19 protein-coding genes and 1 pseudogene are annotated in these 17334 nt (G+C 70.6%); 15 read left to right on the plus strand and 5 right to left on the minus strand.

All coding sequences use genetic code 11. From position 1 onward, the window contains the following. Window positions 1-47 precede the first annotated feature (47 nt). From ACZ60J_RS19260 to ccsB, 5 genes are all read left to right on the plus strand, one after another. Window positions 48-1289 (plus strand): polysaccharide deacetylase family protein, encoded by a 1242-nt coding sequence (locus tag ACZ60J_RS19260; protein WP_469684076.1) that lies wholly within the window; start codon window positions 48-50, stop codon window positions 1287-1289. A gap of 88 nt (window positions 1290-1377) precedes the next feature. Beyond that, the gene (locus ACZ60J_RS19265; protein ID WP_469683341.1) at window positions 1378-2010 is read left to right on the plus strand and encodes a TlpA family protein disulfide reductase; all 633 of its coding nucleotides are present in this window, start codon (window positions 1378-1380) and stop codon (window positions 2008-2010) included. Window positions 2011-2014: 4 nt separating this feature from the next. Next, entirely contained in the window at window positions 2015-2818 is an 804-nt protein-coding gene (locus ACZ60J_RS19270; RefSeq protein ID WP_469683343.1) for a cytochrome c biogenesis CcdA family protein, read from the plus strand. Between the two features lie 13 nt (window positions 2819-2831). Continuing rightward, entirely contained in the window at window positions 2832-4697 is a 1866-nt protein-coding gene (gene resB / locus ACZ60J_RS19275) for a cytochrome c biogenesis protein ResB (RefSeq protein ID WP_469683345.1), read from the plus strand. Beyond that, complete coding sequence (gene ccsB / locus ACZ60J_RS19280; protein WP_469684078.1) at window positions 4697-5785, plus strand: c-type cytochrome biogenesis protein CcsB; 1089 nt, start codon at window positions 4697-4699, stop codon at window positions 5783-5785. Before resB ends, ccsB begins: the two co-directional genes overlap by 1 nt. Window positions 5786-5868: 83 nt before the next feature. Here the strand turns inward: ccsB and ACZ60J_RS19285 are convergent, their stop codons facing one another. Continuing rightward, window positions 5869-6309 carry a MarR family winged helix-turn-helix transcriptional regulator gene (locus ACZ60J_RS19285; RefSeq protein ID WP_469684080.1) on the minus strand — a complete coding sequence of 147 codons (441 nt, stop codon included), beginning with the start codon at window positions 6307-6309 and terminating at the stop codon, window positions 5869-5871. Between the two features lie 229 nt (window positions 6310-6538). On the opposite strand from ACZ60J_RS19285, the pseudogene ACZ60J_RS19290 reads away from it, so the two are divergent. Then, window positions 6539-6718, plus strand: a pseudogene (locus tag ACZ60J_RS19290) (cupin domain-containing protein); the annotation flags it as partial. A 9-nt stretch (window positions 6719-6727) separates the two neighbouring features. Here ACZ60J_RS19290 and ACZ60J_RS19295 read toward each other — a convergent pair. Next, window positions 6728-8224: an MFS transporter gene (locus ACZ60J_RS19295; protein ID WP_469683346.1), complete on the minus strand. Its 1497-nt coding sequence runs from the start codon at window positions 8222-8224 to the stop codon at window positions 6728-6730. A gap of 109 nt (window positions 8225-8333) precedes the next feature. Between ACZ60J_RS19295 and ACZ60J_RS19300 the strand changes: the two genes are divergently transcribed. Beyond that, the gene (locus ACZ60J_RS19300; protein ID WP_469683347.1) at window positions 8334-9245 is read left to right on the plus strand and encodes a LysR family transcriptional regulator; all 912 of its coding nucleotides are present in this window, start codon (window positions 8334-8336) and stop codon (window positions 9243-9245) included. Window positions 9246-9276: 31 nt separating this feature from the next. Here the strand turns inward: ACZ60J_RS19300 and ACZ60J_RS19305 are convergent, their stop codons facing one another. Then, window positions 9277-9621, minus strand: coding sequence for a PLD nuclease N-terminal domain-containing protein (locus tag ACZ60J_RS19305; protein WP_469683348.1), 345 nt, complete (start codon window positions 9619-9621; stop codon window positions 9277-9279). 116 nt (window positions 9622-9737) lie between these two features. Between ACZ60J_RS19305 and ACZ60J_RS19310 the strand changes: the two genes are divergently transcribed. The 4 genes from ACZ60J_RS19310 to ACZ60J_RS19325 all read left to right on the plus strand — a co-directional run bounded on the left by ACZ60J_RS19310 (window position 9738) and on the right by ACZ60J_RS19325 (window position 13286). Beyond that, window positions 9738-11195 (plus strand): menaquinone biosynthesis decarboxylase, encoded by a 1458-nt coding sequence (locus ACZ60J_RS19310; protein ID WP_327305209.1) that lies wholly within the window; start codon window positions 9738-9740, stop codon window positions 11193-11195. After that, entirely contained in the window at window positions 11192-11662 is a 471-nt protein-coding gene (locus ACZ60J_RS19315; protein WP_469683350.1) for a hypothetical protein, read from the plus strand. Before ACZ60J_RS19310 ends, ACZ60J_RS19315 begins: the two co-directional genes overlap by 4 nt. Window positions 11663-11696: 34 nt before the next feature. Continuing rightward, the gene (gene mqnP, locus ACZ60J_RS19320) at window positions 11697-12623 is read left to right on the plus strand and encodes a menaquinone biosynthesis prenyltransferase MqnP (RefSeq protein ID WP_469683351.1); all 927 of its coding nucleotides are present in this window, start codon (window positions 11697-11699) and stop codon (window positions 12621-12623) included. Window positions 12624-12701: 78 nt separating this feature from the next. Beyond that, the gene (locus ACZ60J_RS19325) at window positions 12702-13286 is read left to right on the plus strand and encodes a Uma2 family endonuclease (protein WP_469683352.1); all 585 of its coding nucleotides are present in this window, start codon (window positions 12702-12704) and stop codon (window positions 13284-13286) included. Here the strand turns inward: ACZ60J_RS19325 and ACZ60J_RS19330 are convergent. After that, window positions 13283-13903, minus strand: coding sequence for a rhomboid family intramembrane serine protease (locus ACZ60J_RS19330; protein WP_469683353.1), 621 nt, complete (start codon window positions 13901-13903; stop codon window positions 13283-13285). The genes ACZ60J_RS19325 and ACZ60J_RS19330 overlap by 4 nt on opposite strands. A 93-nt stretch (window positions 13904-13996) precedes the next feature. Here ACZ60J_RS19330 and ACZ60J_RS19335 point away from each other — a divergent pair, with 93 nt between their 5' ends. After that, window positions 13997-14683, plus strand: coding sequence for a UbiX family flavin prenyltransferase (locus tag ACZ60J_RS19335; protein ID WP_469683355.1), 687 nt, complete (start codon window positions 13997-13999; stop codon window positions 14681-14683). Here the strand turns inward: ACZ60J_RS19335 and ACZ60J_RS19340 are convergent. Beyond that, on the minus strand, window positions 14680-14814 hold the full coding sequence (locus ACZ60J_RS19340; RefSeq protein WP_266905748.1) for a hypothetical protein: 135 nt from the start codon (window positions 14812-14814) through the stop codon (window positions 14680-14682). The genes ACZ60J_RS19335 and ACZ60J_RS19340 overlap by 4 nt on opposite strands. Before the next feature lie 130 nt (window positions 14815-14944). Here ACZ60J_RS19340 and ACZ60J_RS19345 point away from each other — a divergent pair, with 130 nt between their 5' ends. From ACZ60J_RS19345 to ACZ60J_RS19355, 3 genes are all read left to right on the plus strand, one after another. After that, window positions 14945-15400 (plus strand): Lrp/AsnC family transcriptional regulator, encoded by a 456-nt coding sequence (locus ACZ60J_RS19345; protein WP_243340137.1) that lies wholly within the window; start codon window positions 14945-14947, stop codon window positions 15398-15400. Window positions 15401-15506: 106 nt separating this feature from the next. Continuing rightward, on the plus strand, window positions 15507-16670 hold the full coding sequence (gene mqnE / locus ACZ60J_RS19350; protein WP_469683357.1) for an aminofutalosine synthase MqnE: 1164 nt from the start codon (window positions 15507-15509) through the stop codon (window positions 16668-16670). A 106-nt stretch (window positions 16671-16776) separates the two neighbouring features. Beyond that, complete coding sequence (locus ACZ60J_RS19355; RefSeq protein WP_469683358.1) at window positions 16777-17313, plus strand: GNAT family N-acetyltransferase; 537 nt, start codon at window positions 16777-16779, stop codon at window positions 17311-17313. Window positions 17314-17334 lie beyond the last annotated feature (21 nt).

Genomic DNA, 17334 nt, shown 5'->3' on the forward strand with positions numbered 1-17334 from the left:
CACCGCGCTCGCTGAAATGTCCGTTTGTATGACTTTTCATGAGCGATATGCGCGGCTTCAGTCGAAGGGGAGTGCTCGGGCTCGGACTTGGGGCCGTCGCCGCGGCCGGCGTCGCCGGCTGCAGCGTCGGCGGGTCGTCCGGCACGGGCAACCCCGGACCGGTCAACCCGTCGGGCGCCCCGCAGCCCACCGGCCCGAGCGCCCCCGCGGTCAAGGTCATCGGCGACGGATCCACCGCCGACACGGGGCCGCAGCCACACCAGCCGGCCGCCCCCGTACCCCTCCAGCCGGGCGAGACCCCGCCCCAGTTCGTGGTGTTCAGCTGGGACGGCGCGGGCGAGATCGGCAACGGCCTCTTCCCCCGGTTCCTCAAGCTCGCCAAGGACCACGGCGCGGCGATGACCTTCTTCCTCTCCGGCCTCTATCTCCTGCCCGAGTCGAAGAAGGACCTCTACCGGCCGCCTAAGAACCCCGTCGGCGCCTCCGACATCGGGTACCTCAAGGACGAGAACGTCCGCAACACCCTGAAGTACGTGCGCGAGGCCTGGCTCGACGGCCACGAGATAGGGACCCACTTCAACGGGCACTTCTGCGGGGGCTCCGGCTCGGTCGGGAGGTGGACCCCGGAGGACTGGCAGAGCGAGATCGACCAGGCCGTGTCCTTCGTCACCAACTGGCGCACCAACACCGGCTGGACCGACATCGAGCCGCTGCCCTTCGACTACCGCAAGGAGCTGACCGGCGCCCGCACCCCCTGCCTGCTCGGCCAGGACAACCTGCTGCCCACGGCCCAGAAGCTGGGCTGGCGCTACGACTCCAGCTCGCCCGGCGGCCTCCAGCAGTGGCCGGTCAAGCGTGGCGGCCTGTGGGACCTGCCGCTGCAGTCGCTGCCCTTCCCCGGGCACTCCTTCGAGGTGCTGTCGATGGACTACAACATCCTCGCGAACCAGTCCAAGAACACCACCAGGGGCGTCCCGTCCAACTACCCGGCCTGGCGGACCCAGGCCACCGCCGCCTACCTGGGCGGTTTCAAGCGGGCCTACGACACCAACCGCGCACCCCTGTTCATCGGCAACCACTTCGAGCAGTGGAACGGCGGCATCTACATGGACGCCGTCGAGGAAGCACTCAAGGGCATGGCGGACAAAAAGGACGTACGGCTCGTATCCTTCCGGCAGTTCGCCGACTGGCTGGACGTCCAGGACCCCAAGGTGCTGGCCAAACTGCGCACGCTCGGCCCCGGCCAGGCGCCGACCGGTGGCTGGGGCACGTATCTCGCGACGGTCTGACCCGCCCCCGTTCGGCACCTGACCAGCGGATTGGCGGACCCCCGGGGGGTGCGGAAGATCCGCAAACCGCACATGCGAAACTTTTCACATGAGCCTTAGCCGCGCCCCCCGCCGCAGCCGCTCGACCAGCGGCCGCGCCATCCTGCTGACCGCGGTGACCCTCGCGAGCGCCCTCACCCTCACGGCGTGCACCGATGCGGACGGCGGCAAGCCCTCCGGTTCCGCCGGAGGCAACTACGTGATGGGCCCCGACGGCATCTCCAAGGTCGCCCAGGGCAAGCGCACGGACGCCCCCAAGCTCGACGGCGAGACCGTGGACGGCAAGACGCTGGACACCACCACCCTCAAGGGCAAGGTCGTCGTCCTCAACGTCTGGGGCTCCTGGTGCCCGCCGTGCCGCGCCGAAGCCCCGTACTTCGCGAAGGTCGCCAAGGAGATGGAGGCGGCCGGCCAGCCGGTGGCCTTCGTCGGTATCAACACCCGCGACAACACCAAGCAGAACGCGGCCTCCTTCGAAGAGACCTACGGCATCACCTACCCGAGCCTCTTCGACCCGGACGGCAAGCTGATGCTCCGCTTCCCCAAGGGCACGCTCAACATGCAGGCGATCCCCTCCACGCTGATCCTCGACAAGGACGGCAAGATCGCCGCCCGCACCCTGGCCGCGGTCAACGAGGCCAAGCTGCGCTCGATGATCGACCCGGTCCTCGCGGAGAAGTGACCTCGTGGTCTCCGCACTCTCCGGGCTCACCGAACTCTCCGGCGTCGCCCTCGCCGCCACGGACGAGACCGTGAACACGACCGTCCTCAACGGCGGCCTGCTCCTCGCCCTGCCGATCTCCCTGCTCGCCGGGCTGATCTCCTTCTTCTCGCCCTGCGTGCTGCCCCTCGTCCCCGGCTACCTCTCCTACGTGACGGGCGTCGGCGGAGCCGACCTCGCCGAGGCCCGGCGCGGCCGGATGCTGGGCGGGGCGACCCTGTTCGTCCTCGGCTTCACGGCCGTGTTCACCTCCGGCGGAGCCCTGTTCGGCTTCTTCGGGCGGACCCTGGACGCCAACAAGGACGTCATCTCCCAGGTGCTCGGCGGGCTGGTGATCCTGCTGGGCCTGTTCTTCATGGGTGCCATCCCGGGCCTGACGATGCGCGAGTTCCGCTTCCACAAGAAGCCGGCGGTCGGCCTGGTCGGCGCGCCCGTCCTCGGCGTGCTCTTCGGCCTGGGCTGGACCCCCTGCATGGGTCCGACCCTCGCCGCCGTCGGCAGCCTCTCCATCGAACAGGCCACCGCGGCCCGCGGGGCGCTGCTGACCGTGGTCTTCTGCCTGGGGCTGGGGCTGCCGTTCATCGCCACCGCCCTCGCCTTCCGCAAGGCGCTCGGCGCGTTCGGCTGGGTGAAGAAGCACTATGCGTGGGTGATGCGGATCGGCGGCGGCATGCTGATCCTGACCGGTCTGCTGCTCGTCACAGGAATGTGGAGCAGCATCGTCAGCGAGATGCAGAGCTGGACCAACGGCTTCACGGTGGGGATCTGAGGACTACACGGACATGAGTACGACCGACAAGGCGTCCGCCGAGGCGCCGCACGAAGCCCCGGAGTCCGCGGATTCCGTTTCAGCCTCCGCTTCGGCTTCCGCTTCCGCCGAGGCCTCCGCAGAGGCCGCCGCCGGAGCGCAGCTGTCCACCGCCCCCCTGGAGGACGCCCCCGGCGGCCCCGTGGGCATCGGGGTGCTCGGCTGGGCCCGCTGGTTCTGGCGGCAGCTCACCTCGATGCGGGTGGCGCTGATCCTGCTCTTCATGCTGTCCCTGGCGTCGATCCCGGGCTCGCTGATCCCGCAGAACCAGGTCGACCTGATGAAGGTCGCCGCCTGGAAGAAGGAGCACGCCTCCTGGGTGGGCGTCGCCGAGAAGCTCCAGCTCTTCGACGTCTACAGCTCGGTGTGGTTCTCCGCGATCTACCTGCTGCTGTTCATCTCGCTGATCGGCTGCATCCTGCCGCGCTCCTGGCAGTTCGTCGGCCAGCTCCGCGGCCGGCCGCCGGCCGCGCCCAAGCTGCTGAACCGGATGCCCGCGTACACCACGTGGCGCACGGACAGCTCCCCGGACGAGGTGCTCGCCACCGCGCACGGCCTGCTCCGCCGCCGCCGCTTCCGTACGGAGGCCGGTGCGGGATCGGGGTCGGCATCCGCGTCCGTCTCGGTCTCGGCCGAGAAGGGCTACCTGCGCGAGGCCGGGAACCTGGTCTTCCACGTGGCGCTGATCGTCATGCTGGTGGCCTTCGCCTGGGGCCAGTACTTCAAGTCCGAGGGCGGCAAGCTCGTCCTGCGCGGCAAGGGCTTCTCGAACACGCTCACCCAGTACGACGACTTCAAGGCCGGCGGCCTCTTCGACCCCGACGACCTGCCGCCGTTCTCCTTCACCCTGGACAAGTTCGACGCGACCTTCGAGCGCACGGGCCCGCAGAAGGGCACCCCGCGCGACTTCAAGGCGTACGTCACCTTCAGCAACGGCGCGCACGGCAAGCCGGAGAAGCGCGAGATCCAGGTCAACAAGCCGCTGGAGGTGGACGGCTCCAAGGTCTACCTGCTCGGCCACGGCTACGCGCCGGTCATCTCGGTGACCGACTCCACCGGCAAGATGATCTACAAGGACGCCGTGCCGATGCTGCCGCAGGACGGCAACCTCACCTCCACCGGCGCCATCAAGGTCACCGACGGCTACAAGGACAAGGACGGGAAGACGACGCAGCTCGGCTTCGCCGCGATGTTCGTGCCGACCTTCGCGGGCGCCGGCCAGGGCACGATGTTCTCGCAGTTCCCGGAGCTGGACTTCCCGGCCCTCGCGCTGAACGCCTGGCACGGCAGCCTCGGGGTGGACTCGGGCCTGCCGCAGAACGTGTACCAGCTGGACACCTCCAAGATGGAGCAGTTCAAGACCGAGGACGGCCAGCCGCTCGCGAAGCGGATGCTGCCCGGGGAGAGCATGGAACTGCCCGGCGGCCAGGGCACCGTGAAGTTCGAGGGCATCGAGCGCTGGGCGACCTTCTCGATCACCCACCAGCCCGGCAGCGGTCTCGCGCTCGCGGGCGCCATCGCCGCCATCGCCGGACTCGCGGGCTCGCTCTTCATCCAGCGCCGCCGCATCTGGGTGCGCGCGGTCCGCGGCGAGGACGGCGTGACCGTCGTCGAGATGGCGGGCCTGGGCCGCAGCGAGTCCGCGAAGGTCGCGGAGGAGCTGGCCGTCCTGGCCGGAGCCCTCCACGAGCAGGCGCCCACGACGGACGTCCCGGCGCCGCCGCCCGCCCCGCTGGTCGACGAAGACGCCGATGACGCCGATGACGCCGAAGACGCCGAAGACGCCGACGAAGCCGAAGATCCTGCCGAAGCCGAAGAAGTCGAAGGGGAGCGCGCGTGATGCAGCTCGCGGTCGCAGCCAACGAGAGCCTGGCTCACCTCAGCAACAACCTGATCTACGCGTCGATGGCGGTCTACACCCTCGCCTTCTTCGCCCACATCGCCGAGTGGATCTTCGGCAGCCGCAGCAAGGTGGCCCGTACGGCCGCCGCGCTCACCCGTACCGGGGAGGCGTCCGCCGCCTCCGCCGCACCCGCGGTCCAGGTGCGGAGCAAGGGCAGCACCGCCGTCCTCGACAAGCCCAAGGTGATCACGCGCAGCGCCGCCGGCACCCGTGACGTCCCGGACGGTCCCGGCGCGGCCGGCGGCACCGTCCAGGGCGACCTGTACGGGCGCATCGCGGTCTCGCTGACCACCCTCGGGTTCCTGCTCGCGGCGGGCGGGGTCGTCGCCCGCGCCATGTCGGTGGAGCGGGCCCCCTGGGGCAACATGTACGAGTTCTCGATCACCTTCTCCACGGTGGCCGTCGGCGCGTACCTGCTGCTCCTGGTGCTGAAGAAGAACGTCCGCTGGCTCGGCCTGTTCCTGGTCACCACGGTCCTGCTCGACCTGGGCATCGCCACGACGGTGCTCTACACCGACAGCGACCAGCTGGTCCCCGCGCTGAAGTCGTACTGGCTCGTCATCCACGTGTCCACCGCGATCATCTGCGGTGCGGTCTTCTACATCGGCGCGGCCGGCGCGGTCATGTACCTCTTCCGCGACTCCTACGAGGCGAAGCTCGCGCGCGGCGGCAAGCCGGGCAAGTTCGCCACCTCGGTCTGGGAGCGCTTCCCGTCGGCGGCCTCGCTCGACAAGTTCTCGTACCGCATCAACGCTGCCGTCTTCCCGCTGTGGACCTTCACGATCATCGCGGGCGCGATCTGGGCCGGCGACGCGTGGGGCCGCTACTGGGGCTGGGACCCCAAGGAGGTCTGGTCCTTCGTGACCTGGGTGGCGTACGCCTGCTACCTGCACGCCCGCGCCACCGCCGGCTGGAAGGGCCGCAAGGCCGCGTACCTCGCGCTCTTCGCGTTCGCCTGCTGGATCTGGAACTACTACGGCGTGAACATCCTGCTGAGCGGAAAGCACTCGTACGCGGGCGTCTGAGCCGGACATCGGACAACGAACGGAGGGGCCGGGCAGCCGAAAGGCGGCCCGGCCCCTCCGGCGTTCCCGGGACCGCCGCTCCGTCACCAGGAGGGGCGCAGCGGCGGGAGGGGGCCGTCCCCGTTCAGGGTGCGGACCAGGCGGCCCAGTTCGGTGCGCAGGGCGGCGAGGTCGACGCTGCCGCGGCCCAGTTCGGCCTCCAGCTCGTGCAGGACCCGGCCGGCGGCCCCCAGGTGGGCGGTGGCGGCCTCCGTCAGGACGACGAGCTTCTTCCGGCCGCCCTCGGGGTGCGGGGTGCGGCACAGGTAGCCGCGCCGCTCCAGGTCGTCGACGAGCTGTCCGGCGGCCTGCTTGGTCACCCCGAGCCGTTCGGCGAGCTCGGTCGCGGTGGCGCCGGAGGCGCCCAGGGCCTGGAAGGCCATGCCGTGCAGGGGGCGCAGCCCGTCGGAGTGCCCGGCCTCGTCGAGGCGGCGGGTGAACTCGCCGAGGAGGAGCTGGAAGCCGAGGCCGAGCAGGAAGGCCAGCTCGATGTCCGGAGCGGCGGTTTCGCGGGCGGCGTCTTGCTCGGTGTCGGTGTCGGTGTCGGTGTCGGTCACGGAAACATGGTGACACAAGCGAGTCAAGCTGCTTTACTCGTGGCGAGTAAAGCAGCTTGACTCACATGTTCCTGCCCGAGAGAAACCGAAGGAAGGGCCCGCCGTGCGCGTCATCACCCCGTCCCCCGACCACGTCACCACCACCCCGAACGCGACCATGACCGGCCACGCCTCCCCCGGCCGGGGAAGCGCCGAACTGAGCACCTGGCACGCCGCCATCCCCGCCGGGGTCACCGGGCCCGAGCACTCCGTCAGCCGGGAGCAGGTCTGGACGGTCGCCGCCGGAGCCCTGGACGTCACCTGCGGCGGCCGCACGGAGACGGTCGCCGCGGGTGACGCCGTGGTGCTACCCCCGGACGTGCTGCGCCGGGTCCACGCCCTGGCCGACACCGAGGTGTACGTCGCCATGCGCGCCGACGGCCGCGTCCGCGTGCCCGGCGCCGACGGCGACCGGCCCCTGCCCTGGGCGGTGTGAACCCCGCCGGAGCCCCGGCAGGGTGACGGCCGCGGCCGCCAGCACCGCCGCGAAGGGGACGAGCAGCGCCGCCCGGTACCCCTCCAGGGGCTCGGCGGCGCCGGCCGCCACCCCGGTGACCGCGGCCAGCCCGAGCGCCGCGCCGAACTGGAACGCCGTGTACAGGAGGCCGCCCGCCAGGCCCTGCTCCTCCTCCGCGACCCCCTCGGTGGCGACGATGGTCAGCGGTCCGTAGACCAGGGCGAAGGCCAGGCCGAGCAGGACCAGGCTCGGCAGCATCACCAGGTAGGACCAGTCGGCGCCGAGCGGCAGGAACAGGCCGTAGGCCAGGGCCGCCAGCAGCAGGCCGCCGAAGATCAGCCGGCCGTTCCCGTACCGCCCCACCAGCTTCGGCACCACGGTCGGGGACAGGACCGCGTCGATCCCGATCACCAGCATGGCCAGGCTGGTCTGGAGCGTCGACCAGCCGCGCACCTCCTGGAGGTAGAGCACCACCAGGAACTGGAATCCGAAGAACGCGGCCGAGAACAGCAGCGCCGCCGCGTTGGCCCGCAGCAGCCCGGGGGAGCGCAGGATCCCGAGCCGGACCAGGGGCTCGGCCGTGCGCCGCTCGACGAGGGCGAACGCCCCGAGCAGCGCGATCCCGGCGAGTACGGCCGCTACCGAGACCTCCTCGACGCCGAGGACGAGCAGGACCACGCCCGCCGTCACCAGCACCCCGCCCCACACGTCGATCCGGCCCCGGCGCACGGCCGGAGCCGCTTCGGAGGACTTCGGTACGAAGGCCAGCGCACCCGCCAGGATCAGCGCGGCCAGCGCCACGGGAGCGAAGAACACCCAGCGCCAGCCCACCGAGGCCAGCAGCCCGCCCGCGACCAGCCCGACGGAGAACCCGGCGGCGGCCGTGCCCGAGTACACGAGCAGCGCCTTGTCCCGCTGGGGCCCCTCGTCGAAGCCGGTGGTGATGATGGAGAGGCCCGCCGGGGTCATGAAGGCGGCGGCGACCCCGGTCACGAAGCGGGCGGCGATCAGCTGCCAGCCCTCGGTGGCGAGCCCGCCGAGCCCGGAGAAGAGCAGGAACACCGTCAGCCAGCCGATGAACATCCGGCGGCGCCCGAAGAGGTCGGCCGCGCGGCCGCCGAGCAGCATGAAGCCGCCGTAGCCGAGCACGTAGGCGCTCATCACCCACTGGAGCGTGCCCGTTTCGAGGCCGAGGTCGGCGCGGATGGACGGCAGGGCCACGTTCAGCATCGCGACGTCGATGCCTTCGAGGAAGATGGCGCCGGCCAGGACGAGCAGGATGCCGAGCCGGCGCCCGCGGATCGTCGTGGTGGGGTTCGTTGATGCCGTTGATGCCGTTGAATCCATGGTGGGACCTCGCAGGACGGAAGAGTGAGGAGCGGAAGTTGCCGGCTCAACCACTTTCGTCCGACCGCCGATCGGGAACAACGGCGAAGATCTCAACGCTCGTTCAGTCATGCTTACCGATCGCGATGAGCTCGACTGCTTCCTGATCCTGGCCGAGGAACTGCACTTCGGCCGCACCGCCGAGCGCATGCTGCTCTCCCGGGCCCGCGTCAGCCAGCTCGTGCAGCGCCTCGAACGGCGCGTCGGCGCCCGGCTGTTCCTGCGCACCAGCCGCAGCGTCGCCCTCACCTCGCTCGGTGCCCAGCTCCGCGCCGACCTGGAACCCCACCACCGCGGCATCACCGCCGCCCTGGAGCGGGCCGCCGCCACCGCCCGCGCCGCCGACGGCGTGCTCCACGTCGGCTTCACCACCCCGCCCGCGGGCGAGCTCGTCCTGCGGGCGGCGCAGGACCTGCGCGGCACGCACCCCGGGCTGATCGTCGAGGTGTGCGAGGTCCCGCTCTCCGACCCGTACGGGCAACTGCGCGGCGGGGGCTTCGACGTGGCCTTCGCGGAGTTCCCGGTGCGCGAGCCCGACCTGGGGGAGGGGCCGACGCTGCTGAGCGAGGCCCGGTCGCTGGCCGTGGCCGCCGGGCACCCGCTGGCGGCGCGGGAGTCGGTGACGCTGGAGGAACTGGCGGGGGTCGCGCTGCTGACGATCGCCGGGGACCTGCCCGCGTACCTGCGCGAACACCACGCCCCGGCACGCACCCCGGCCGGGCGGCCGATCCGGCGCGGCCCGGAGGTGACGAACCTCCAGGAGGCCCTGATGCTGGTCGCCGCCGGTCAGGGCGCCCTGCTGACCTCGGCCCACGCCGCGGCGTACCACGCCCGGCCGGGCGTCACCCACGTGCCCGTGGCCGACGCGGACCCCGTCGGGTACGGGCTGGTCTGGCGTGCGGGCGAGGACACCGGGGCGGTACGGGCCTTCGCGCAGGCGGCGCAGCGCGCGGCGCGGCGGACGGGCGCGGACGCCCCGTAGGAGGCGGCGGGCTCCCCGCCACCTCCTCGTCCTACTCCTTCTCCTTGTCCTTGTCCTTGTCCTTCTCGTCCCGCTGAGGTTCCTCCCGCTGCGGCTCCTCCCGCTCCTCGCGCAGGGACTTCAGGAACTCCGGGTTGTCGTCGGGGGCCACCCACGTGCGGCGGCCCGGCCGCGGCCGGCCTCCGGCGCCGCCGGGCACCCGCTTCTTGCCCGCGAACAGCCACACCACCGGACCGACGATCGAGAAGAGCAGGATGATCAGGACCCAGACGACCTTCGGAAGGTGCTTGACCTCTTCCTCCGGGGTGTTCAGGCAGTCGATGAAGGCGTAGATGGTCAGCGCGATGATCAGCAGGAACGGCAGATAGCGCAGCACGGTGTGGGACCGACCCCCAGAAGAACGGCGCGGACCGGGCAGGTCCGCCGTGGACTCTTCCAGGGTAGAGGCCCCGCCGCGGTTCGGGCTCTGAGCGGGGATGCCACAATTGCCGCATGGCTTACGACGATCTCCGCTCGCTGCTCCGGGCTCTGGAGCGGGAGGGCGACCTCAAGCGCATCAAGGCCGAAGTCGACCCGTATCTGGAAGTCGGGGAGATCGTCGACAGAGTGAACAAGGCGGGGGGTCCGGCCCTCCTCTTCGAGAACGTCAAGGGCTCGGCGATGCCGCTGGCCATGAACGTCTTCGGGACCGACCGGCGCCTGCTGAAGGCGCTGGGGCTGAAGTCGTACGCCGAGATCAGCGAGAAGATCGGCGGCCTGCTCAAGCCGGAGCTGCCGCAGGGGTTCATCGGCGTCCGCGAGGCCTTCGGCAAGCTCGGCTCGATGGTGCACGTGCCGCCGAAGAAGGTGAAGGGCGAGTCCGCGCCCGTCCAGGAGGTCGTCCTCACCGGCGACGACGTGGACCTGGACCAGCTGCCGGCCCTCTTCACCTGGCCCAAGGACGGCGGCTCCTTCTTCAACCTCGGCCTGACGCACACCAAGCACCCGGAGACGGGCGTCCGCAACCTCGGCCTGTACCGCCTCCAGCGCCACGACAAGCGCACCATCGGCATGCACTGGCAGATCCACAAGGACAGCCGCAACCACTACGCGGTGGCCGCGGCGCGCGGTGAGCGGCTGCCGGTCGCGATCGCCTTCGGCTGCCCGCCGGCCGTGACGTACGCGTCGACCGCGCCGCTGCCGGGTGACATCGACGAGTACCTCTTCGCCGGGTTCGTGGCGGGCAAGCGGATCGAGATGGTGGACTGCAAGACGGTCCCGCTCCAGGTCCCGGCCCACGCCGAGGTGGTCATCGAGGGCTGGCTGGAGCCCGGGGAGACGCTCCCCGAGGGCCCCTTCGGGGACCACACCGGCTTCTACACCCCGCAGGAGCCGTTCCCCGCGCTGAAGATCGACTGCGTGACGATGCGGAAGCGTCCGCTGATCCAGTCGATCGTCGTCGGCCGGCCGCCGACGGAGGACGGCCCGCTGGGGCGCGCGACGGAACGCTTCTTCCTGCCGCTCCTCAAGATCATCGTCCCGGACATCGTGGACTACCACCTCCCCGAGTCGGGCGGCTTCCACAACTGCGCGATCGTCTCGATCGACAAGAAGTACCCGAAGCACGCGCAGAAGGTCATGCACGCCATCTGGGGCGCGCACATGATGTCGCTGACCAAGCTGATCATCGTGGTGGACAAGGACTGCGACGTCCACGACCTCCACGAGGTCTCCTGGCGGGCGCTCGGCAACACGGACTACTCCCGCGACCTCACCGTCGTGGAGGGCCCCGTGGACCATCTGGACCACGCCTCCTACCAGCAGTTCTGGGGAGGCAAGGCGGGCATCGACGCCACGAAGAAGCTGCCGACCGAGGGCTACACCCGCGACGGCGGCTGGCCTGACATGGTCGAGTCCGACCCCGCGACCGCGGCCCTGGTCGACAGCCGCTGGAAGGAGTACGGCCTGTGAGCCCGATCGAGGTGGGCGGCCCGGAGCTGGTCATCGGCACGCCCGACGCCTACGTGGCCCTGGCGCGCCCGGAGATCGACCCGGCCCAGCCCGGCGTGGTGTCGGCCGCACGCGAGGCCGGGGTGAGTCCCGAGGAGTTCGCCGGCGCCGGGGACACCTGGGCCGTGATGTTCGAGGTGGCCGAGGACGGAGGCGGCTTCGAGCTGCCGGGCGCCCGGGACACCGAGGCGGACGGCTTCGCGGAGCAGCTGCAGCTCGCGCTGGCGTCGGCCGAGCCGTTCACGGCCGAGGCGGGGAACTTCCTGCGCCTCGAAGCCCGCCCGTCCGGCGGAGCATGGGTCCTCACCGCCCACGTGACCCCGCCCGAGGACGAGGAGGACGCGGCGGCCCGGTCCCTGGACCTGGGCGCCGTTCCCGCGGCGGAGCTGCTCGCAGACCTGGAAGAGTTCCGCCGGAGCCTGGCGTGAGATCCCGCACCACCGTGTTCCGGAGGAACCCCGCATGATGACGACCGCCGACGAACTGCTCGGCTCGTCCGGCCCGGCGCCCCAGCCGGTCGGCAAGGTCAAGGCGTTCCTTCGGCTCGTGATGATCGAGCACTCGGTCTTCGCGCTGCCCTTCGCCTACATCGCCGCGCTCACCGCCATGTACAAGCTCGACGAGCGGATGCACTGGGGCAAGCTGCTCCTGGTCACCGTCTGCATGGTGGGTCTGCGGACCTTCGCGATGGCGGCCAACCGGATCATCGACCGGGAGATCGACGCGCGGAACCCGCGGACCGCCGGGCGCGAGCTGGTGACGGGCGCCGTCTCGGTCCGCTCCGCCTGGACCGGGGCCGGGATCGCCCTCGTGGTGTTCCTCGGCGCGGCGGCGCTGCTGAACCCGCTCTGCCTGATGCTCGCGCCGATCGCGGTCGTGCCGATGGTGGTGTACCCGTACGGGAAGCGGTTCACGAACTTCCCGCACGCCATCCTCGGCATCGCCCAGGCGATGGGCCCGGTCGGGGCCTGGATCGCGATCACCGGCGAGTGGTCCTGGGACGCGGTGATCCTCGGTCTCGCGGTGGGCGTGTGGATCGGCGGCTTCGACCTGATCTTCGCCTGCCAGGACGTGGCCGCGGACCGGGCGGAGGGCGTCAAGTCCGTCCCGGCCCGCTTCGGCATCCCGGCCGCCCTGTGGGGCGCGCGCGGCGCACACGTCGTCACCACGGCCCTTCTGGCCTGGTACGCGGTGGCGACGGACGCGGGGTGGCCGTTCTGGCTCGGCCTGCTGATCGTGGTCGGCGCCTTCCTCTACGAGCACACCATCGTCACCCCGCACGACCTCTCCCGCCTCAACCGCGCCTTCTTCACGGTCAACGGCTTCATCGGCATGGCGCTCTTCGCGTGCGCACTGCTGGACCTGGTGCTGCGGGGGCTGTCGCTGTAGCTCGGACGGGTGTACGCCGGAGGATCCGGCGGTGCGAGACCTGCCCCGGTGTCTAGCGTGCGGCCTACCATCGAGTGCATGGACAGGGAGGCCGACGTGACCGTCTCGGAGACCGAGCGCCTGCACTCACAGCTCAGCCGGTTCGAGGACATGTTCCCCGGTTACCGGATGGAGATGGTCGAGGGCGCCATCGTGATGAGTCCGCTGAAGCCGCACCACGCCAGGACCATCCGGTTGCTGTGGAACACGCTGGAAGACCAGATTCCGTCGGAGTGGGGGTTCATCAGCGACGTGGCCGTCCCCTTCGACGGCGACAACGAGTTCTGCCCGGACCTGGCCGTCGTTCCCGGCGTGGAGGCGGACAAGAACCTCAGTGCCTACCCGCCGGACCTCGTGGAACTGGTCATCGAGGTCGTCTCCCCGAGCAGCGTGCGCAACGACTACGAGGTCAAGGACCGGGCCTACGCCCGGCGCGGCATCCCGCATTACCTGATCTTCGACCCGTACAAGGCGCAGTGCACGACGCTGTGGAACCCCGGGCCCGACGGCTACCTGGGGCGCGACGTGTTCCCGTACGGGGAGAAGATCGCCGTCCGGACCGGCATCGGCGAAGTCTCGTTGGACACGTCGACCCTCCCCGTCGACCCCGGCGTCGGAGGCTAGAGCGCCGCCACCTCCGGGCGGGGGCGGGCGATCAGGGCCACTGCCGCGCCGGCCAGGAGGCCGAAGAGGTGGGCCTGCCAGCTGACCATCGAGTCCGTCGGGAGGGCTCCGGCCAGGAAGGTCGTGCCCCAGACGGCGGCGATGACCACGGCGACCGCGATGCCCAGGGGGCTGCGTTCCACGAAGCCGCGGACCAGCAGGTAGCCGAAGAGGCCGAAGACCAGGCCCGAGGCGCCGGCCGTGATGCTGTGGGGCGGGGAGATCAGCCAGACGGCGAAGCCGTCGGCCAGGACGATGGCCGCGCAGACGGCCAGGAAGCGGCCGATGCCGCTGAGCGCGGTGACGAAGCCGAGGACCAGCAGCGGGATGCTGTTGGAGGCCACGTGGTCGAAGCCGAAGTGCAGGAAGGGCGCGAGGGGTATCCCGCTCAGGCCGTCGGCCTCCCGCGCGGTGATGCCGTAGGCGTCGAGCGCGTGGCCCGTGGCGTAGTCGACGGCCTCGATCAGCCAGAGCAGCGCCACCCAGCCCAGCATCAGCTTCGCCGCAGCCCCGACCCGGCCGCTGCGGCTCCACTGGCCCGCCCGCGTACCGGCCGGACCCGTCCCGCGCTCGCTCATGACGTCACCGTCCCTGCTCTGCCGTGTCCACCCCTTGAACGTGCGGACACCTTAGCCAGTGCCCGTCGGCGGTGGCCGGATAGTCTCGGAGGTATGACTGAGCGCAAGCGCACCCCGTGGGTGGTCGGGGTTTCCGGGGCGTCCGGGACTCCGTACGCGGCGGCGGTGATCCGCGGGCTGCTGGCGGCGGGCGAGAGCGTGGACCTGGTGGTGAGCCGGGCTTCGCGCCTGACGCTGCTGGACGAGACGGGGATCGCCTTCCGCGACGCGCACTGGCGCGACGACCTGGCGGAATGGCTGGAACGGGGGGCCGACGGCAAGCCCGCGACCTTCGCCCGCCCGGACCTGGACGGCGTACGCCACTGGGCGGCCGGGGATCTGGCGGCCGGACCGAGCAGCGGCTCGTACCCCGTGAAGGGGATGCTGATCGTGCCCGCGTCCACGGCCTGCGTGGCAGGGGTGGCGCTGGGGCTGTCGAAGGACCTGCTCCAGCGGGTCGCGAGCGTGACGCTCAAGGAGCGGCGCCGGCTGGTGGTGGCGCTGCGGGAGACCCCGCTGAGCGGGCAGACGCTGAAGCATCTGGTGAGCCTGGACGAGGCGGGCGCAGTGGTGCTGCCCGCCTCTCCGGCGTTCTACGCGGGTGCGACGCACATCCAGGATCTGGTGGACTTCGTCGCGGGGCGGGTGCTCGACGCGGCAGGGGTGCCGCACGGGCTGTACCGCCGGTGGGAAGGGGAGCTCGGAGGCTCCCGTTCCGGGGTGGCAGGCGGTGGCGCTTAGCGCTTCTTCGCGCGCCCCGGCTTGCGCATCTTGTCGACACGGTGTGCGGCGACGGGCTGATCGGTGCGGGATCGGTTGGCCAGCTCCTGGAGCTGTCGCATGTGCGCGTAGGCCATCTCGATCGTGTACACGGTGAACCACTCCTGAAAATTGTCAGATCGTCGTTGATCTGTTGAAAGATTCACAGGGTGTCGACCCTGTGCACCTTAGATTCTATACGTAAACTTGAGGGATTGCCGAATAATGGAAGGCTCCAGGTATATGGACGCGGTGGACAAGCAGCTCATCCAGGCACTTCGTGAGAACGGACGCGCCTCGTACGCCGAGCTGGGCCGGCTCGTGGGCCTCTCCGGCCCCAGCGTCACCGACCGGATCAACCGGCTGGAGACGGCCGGAGTCATCACCGGCTACCGCGCGACCGTGGACGCGGCCTCGCTCGGCCTCGGCGTCACGGCGCTGATCGGGATCTCGCTCTCCGACGCCGCGGACCACGAGGACGTGGCCCGCCGGCTGCGCGACCTCTCGGAGATCGAGGACTGCTGGTTCATCGCCGGCGACGACTCGTACATGCTCAAGGTCCGGGCCGGTGACGTGGACGGGCTGGAGCGGATCATCCGCAAGCTCTCCAGCACCAAGGGCGTCTCGCGCACGCGCACGACGATCGTGCTCTCCACCAAGTGGGAGAACCGGGTCGGGGGCCTGCCGGAGGAAGCCTGAGGGCGCTGAGAGTACGGTTGGGGCGCGGTTGTGGGGCACACGTACCGCGCCGCGGACCGCGCAGGGCGGGCATGGCATGGGGCAGAGGACAGAGGAGAGGACCGGCATGGACGCTGGGTTGAAGCGTGAGCTGGAGGAGAAGGTTCGCTCCGGCGAGCGGCTGACCCGTGAGGACGGCATCGCCCTCTACGAGTCGGACGACCTGGCCTGGCTCGGCGGCCTCGCCCACGAGGTGCGGACGCGTAAGAACGGCGACGTCGTCCACTTCAACGTCAACCGTCACCTCAACATGACGAACGTGTGCACGGCCTCGTGCGCGTACTGCTCGTTCCAGCGCAAGCCGGGCGAGAAGGACGCGTACACGATGCGCATCGAGGAAGCCGTCCGCCTGGCCAAGACCATGGAGAACGAGAACCTCACCGAGCTGCACATCGTCAACGGCCTGCACCCCAGCCTGCCGTGGCGGTACTACCCGCGCTCGCTCTCCGCGCTGAAGGAGGCGCTGCCGAACGTCTCGCTGAAGGCGTTCACGGCGACAGAGATCCACCACTTCGAAACGATCTCCGGCATGTCGGCCTCCGACATCCTGGACGAGCTGATCGAGGCGGGCCTGGAATCGCTGACCGGCGGCGGCGCCGAGATCTTCGACTGGGAGGTCCGCCAGCACATCGTCGACCACAACACCCACTGGGAAGACTGGTCGCGCATCCACCGCCTCGCGCACTCCAAGGGCCTCAAGACCCCGGCGACGATGCTCTACGGGCACATCGAGGAGCCGCGCCACCGCGTGGACCACGTGCTCCGGCTGCGCGAACTGCAGGACGAGACCGGCGGCTTCCAGGTCTTCATCCCGCTGCGCTACCAGCACGACTTCGTGGACATGAAGGACGGCAAGGTCCGCAACAAGCTCCAGGCGCGCACGACGATGGCGACGGGCGCCGAGGCGCTGAAGACCTTCGCGGTCTCCCGCCTGCTCTTCGACAACGTCCCGCACGTGAAGGTCTTCTGGGTGATGCACGGCGTGCAGACGGCGCAGCTCGCCCTCCAGCACGGCGCGGACGACATGGACGGCTCGGTCGTCGAGTACAAGATCACGCACGACGCGGACAACTACGGCACCCCGAACAAGCTGGGCCGCGAAGACCTGCTGGACCTGATCCGCGAGGCGGGCTTCCGCCCGGTCGAGCGCAACACGCGCTACGAGATCATCCGCGAGTACCCCGGCCCCGACGCGGAGCTCCGCGAGACCCCGCAGGCGATGCGGCTCTGACGCCCTCGGCTTTGTGAGCCCTTGACGCTCCGGGCCCCGGTTCCCCCTGACGGGGGGTGGCCGGGGCCCTTTGCGCACGCGGTGAGGTAATGGTTACTCTAGCCCCATGACCCTTACTTTCACCTTCGACCCGGTCGTCGACCCCGCCCTCGACCCCTCCCTGGCCGAAGAGTTCGCCGCGCTCTGGACCGACGTCTCCAACGCCGGCGGCGCGGTGGGTTTCGTGGCGCCCGTCGTCATCGAGGACGTCCGCCCCGAGGTCGGCAAGCACCTCGCCGCGGTCGCCGAGGGCCGCAGCCGCCTGCTCGTCGGGCGCGACGCCGCCGGCCGGGTGCGCGCCACCGCCGTCATCGCCCTCAACCAGCACCGCCTGCAGCGGCACTGGGTCTGGGCCTACACCGTCATGGTGGACCCCGCCCTCCAGGGCCGCGGCGCAGGCCGCGCGCTGATGGAGGCCGTCGCCGACGCCGCCCGCACGATGGAGGGCATCGAAGCGGTCCGCCTCGGCTGCCGGGGCGGCCTGGGCCTGGAGCACTTCTACGCAGCCTGCGGCTACAAGGAGGTCGGCCGCGTCCCCGCCGCGATCCGGGTGGCCCCCGGGGACGACCGGGACGACATCACGATGTTGCTGCCGCTGGGCTGAGGGGTACGGTCGCCCGGTCGA

The organism is Streptomyces sp. NPDC104226 (assembly GCF_055584085.1).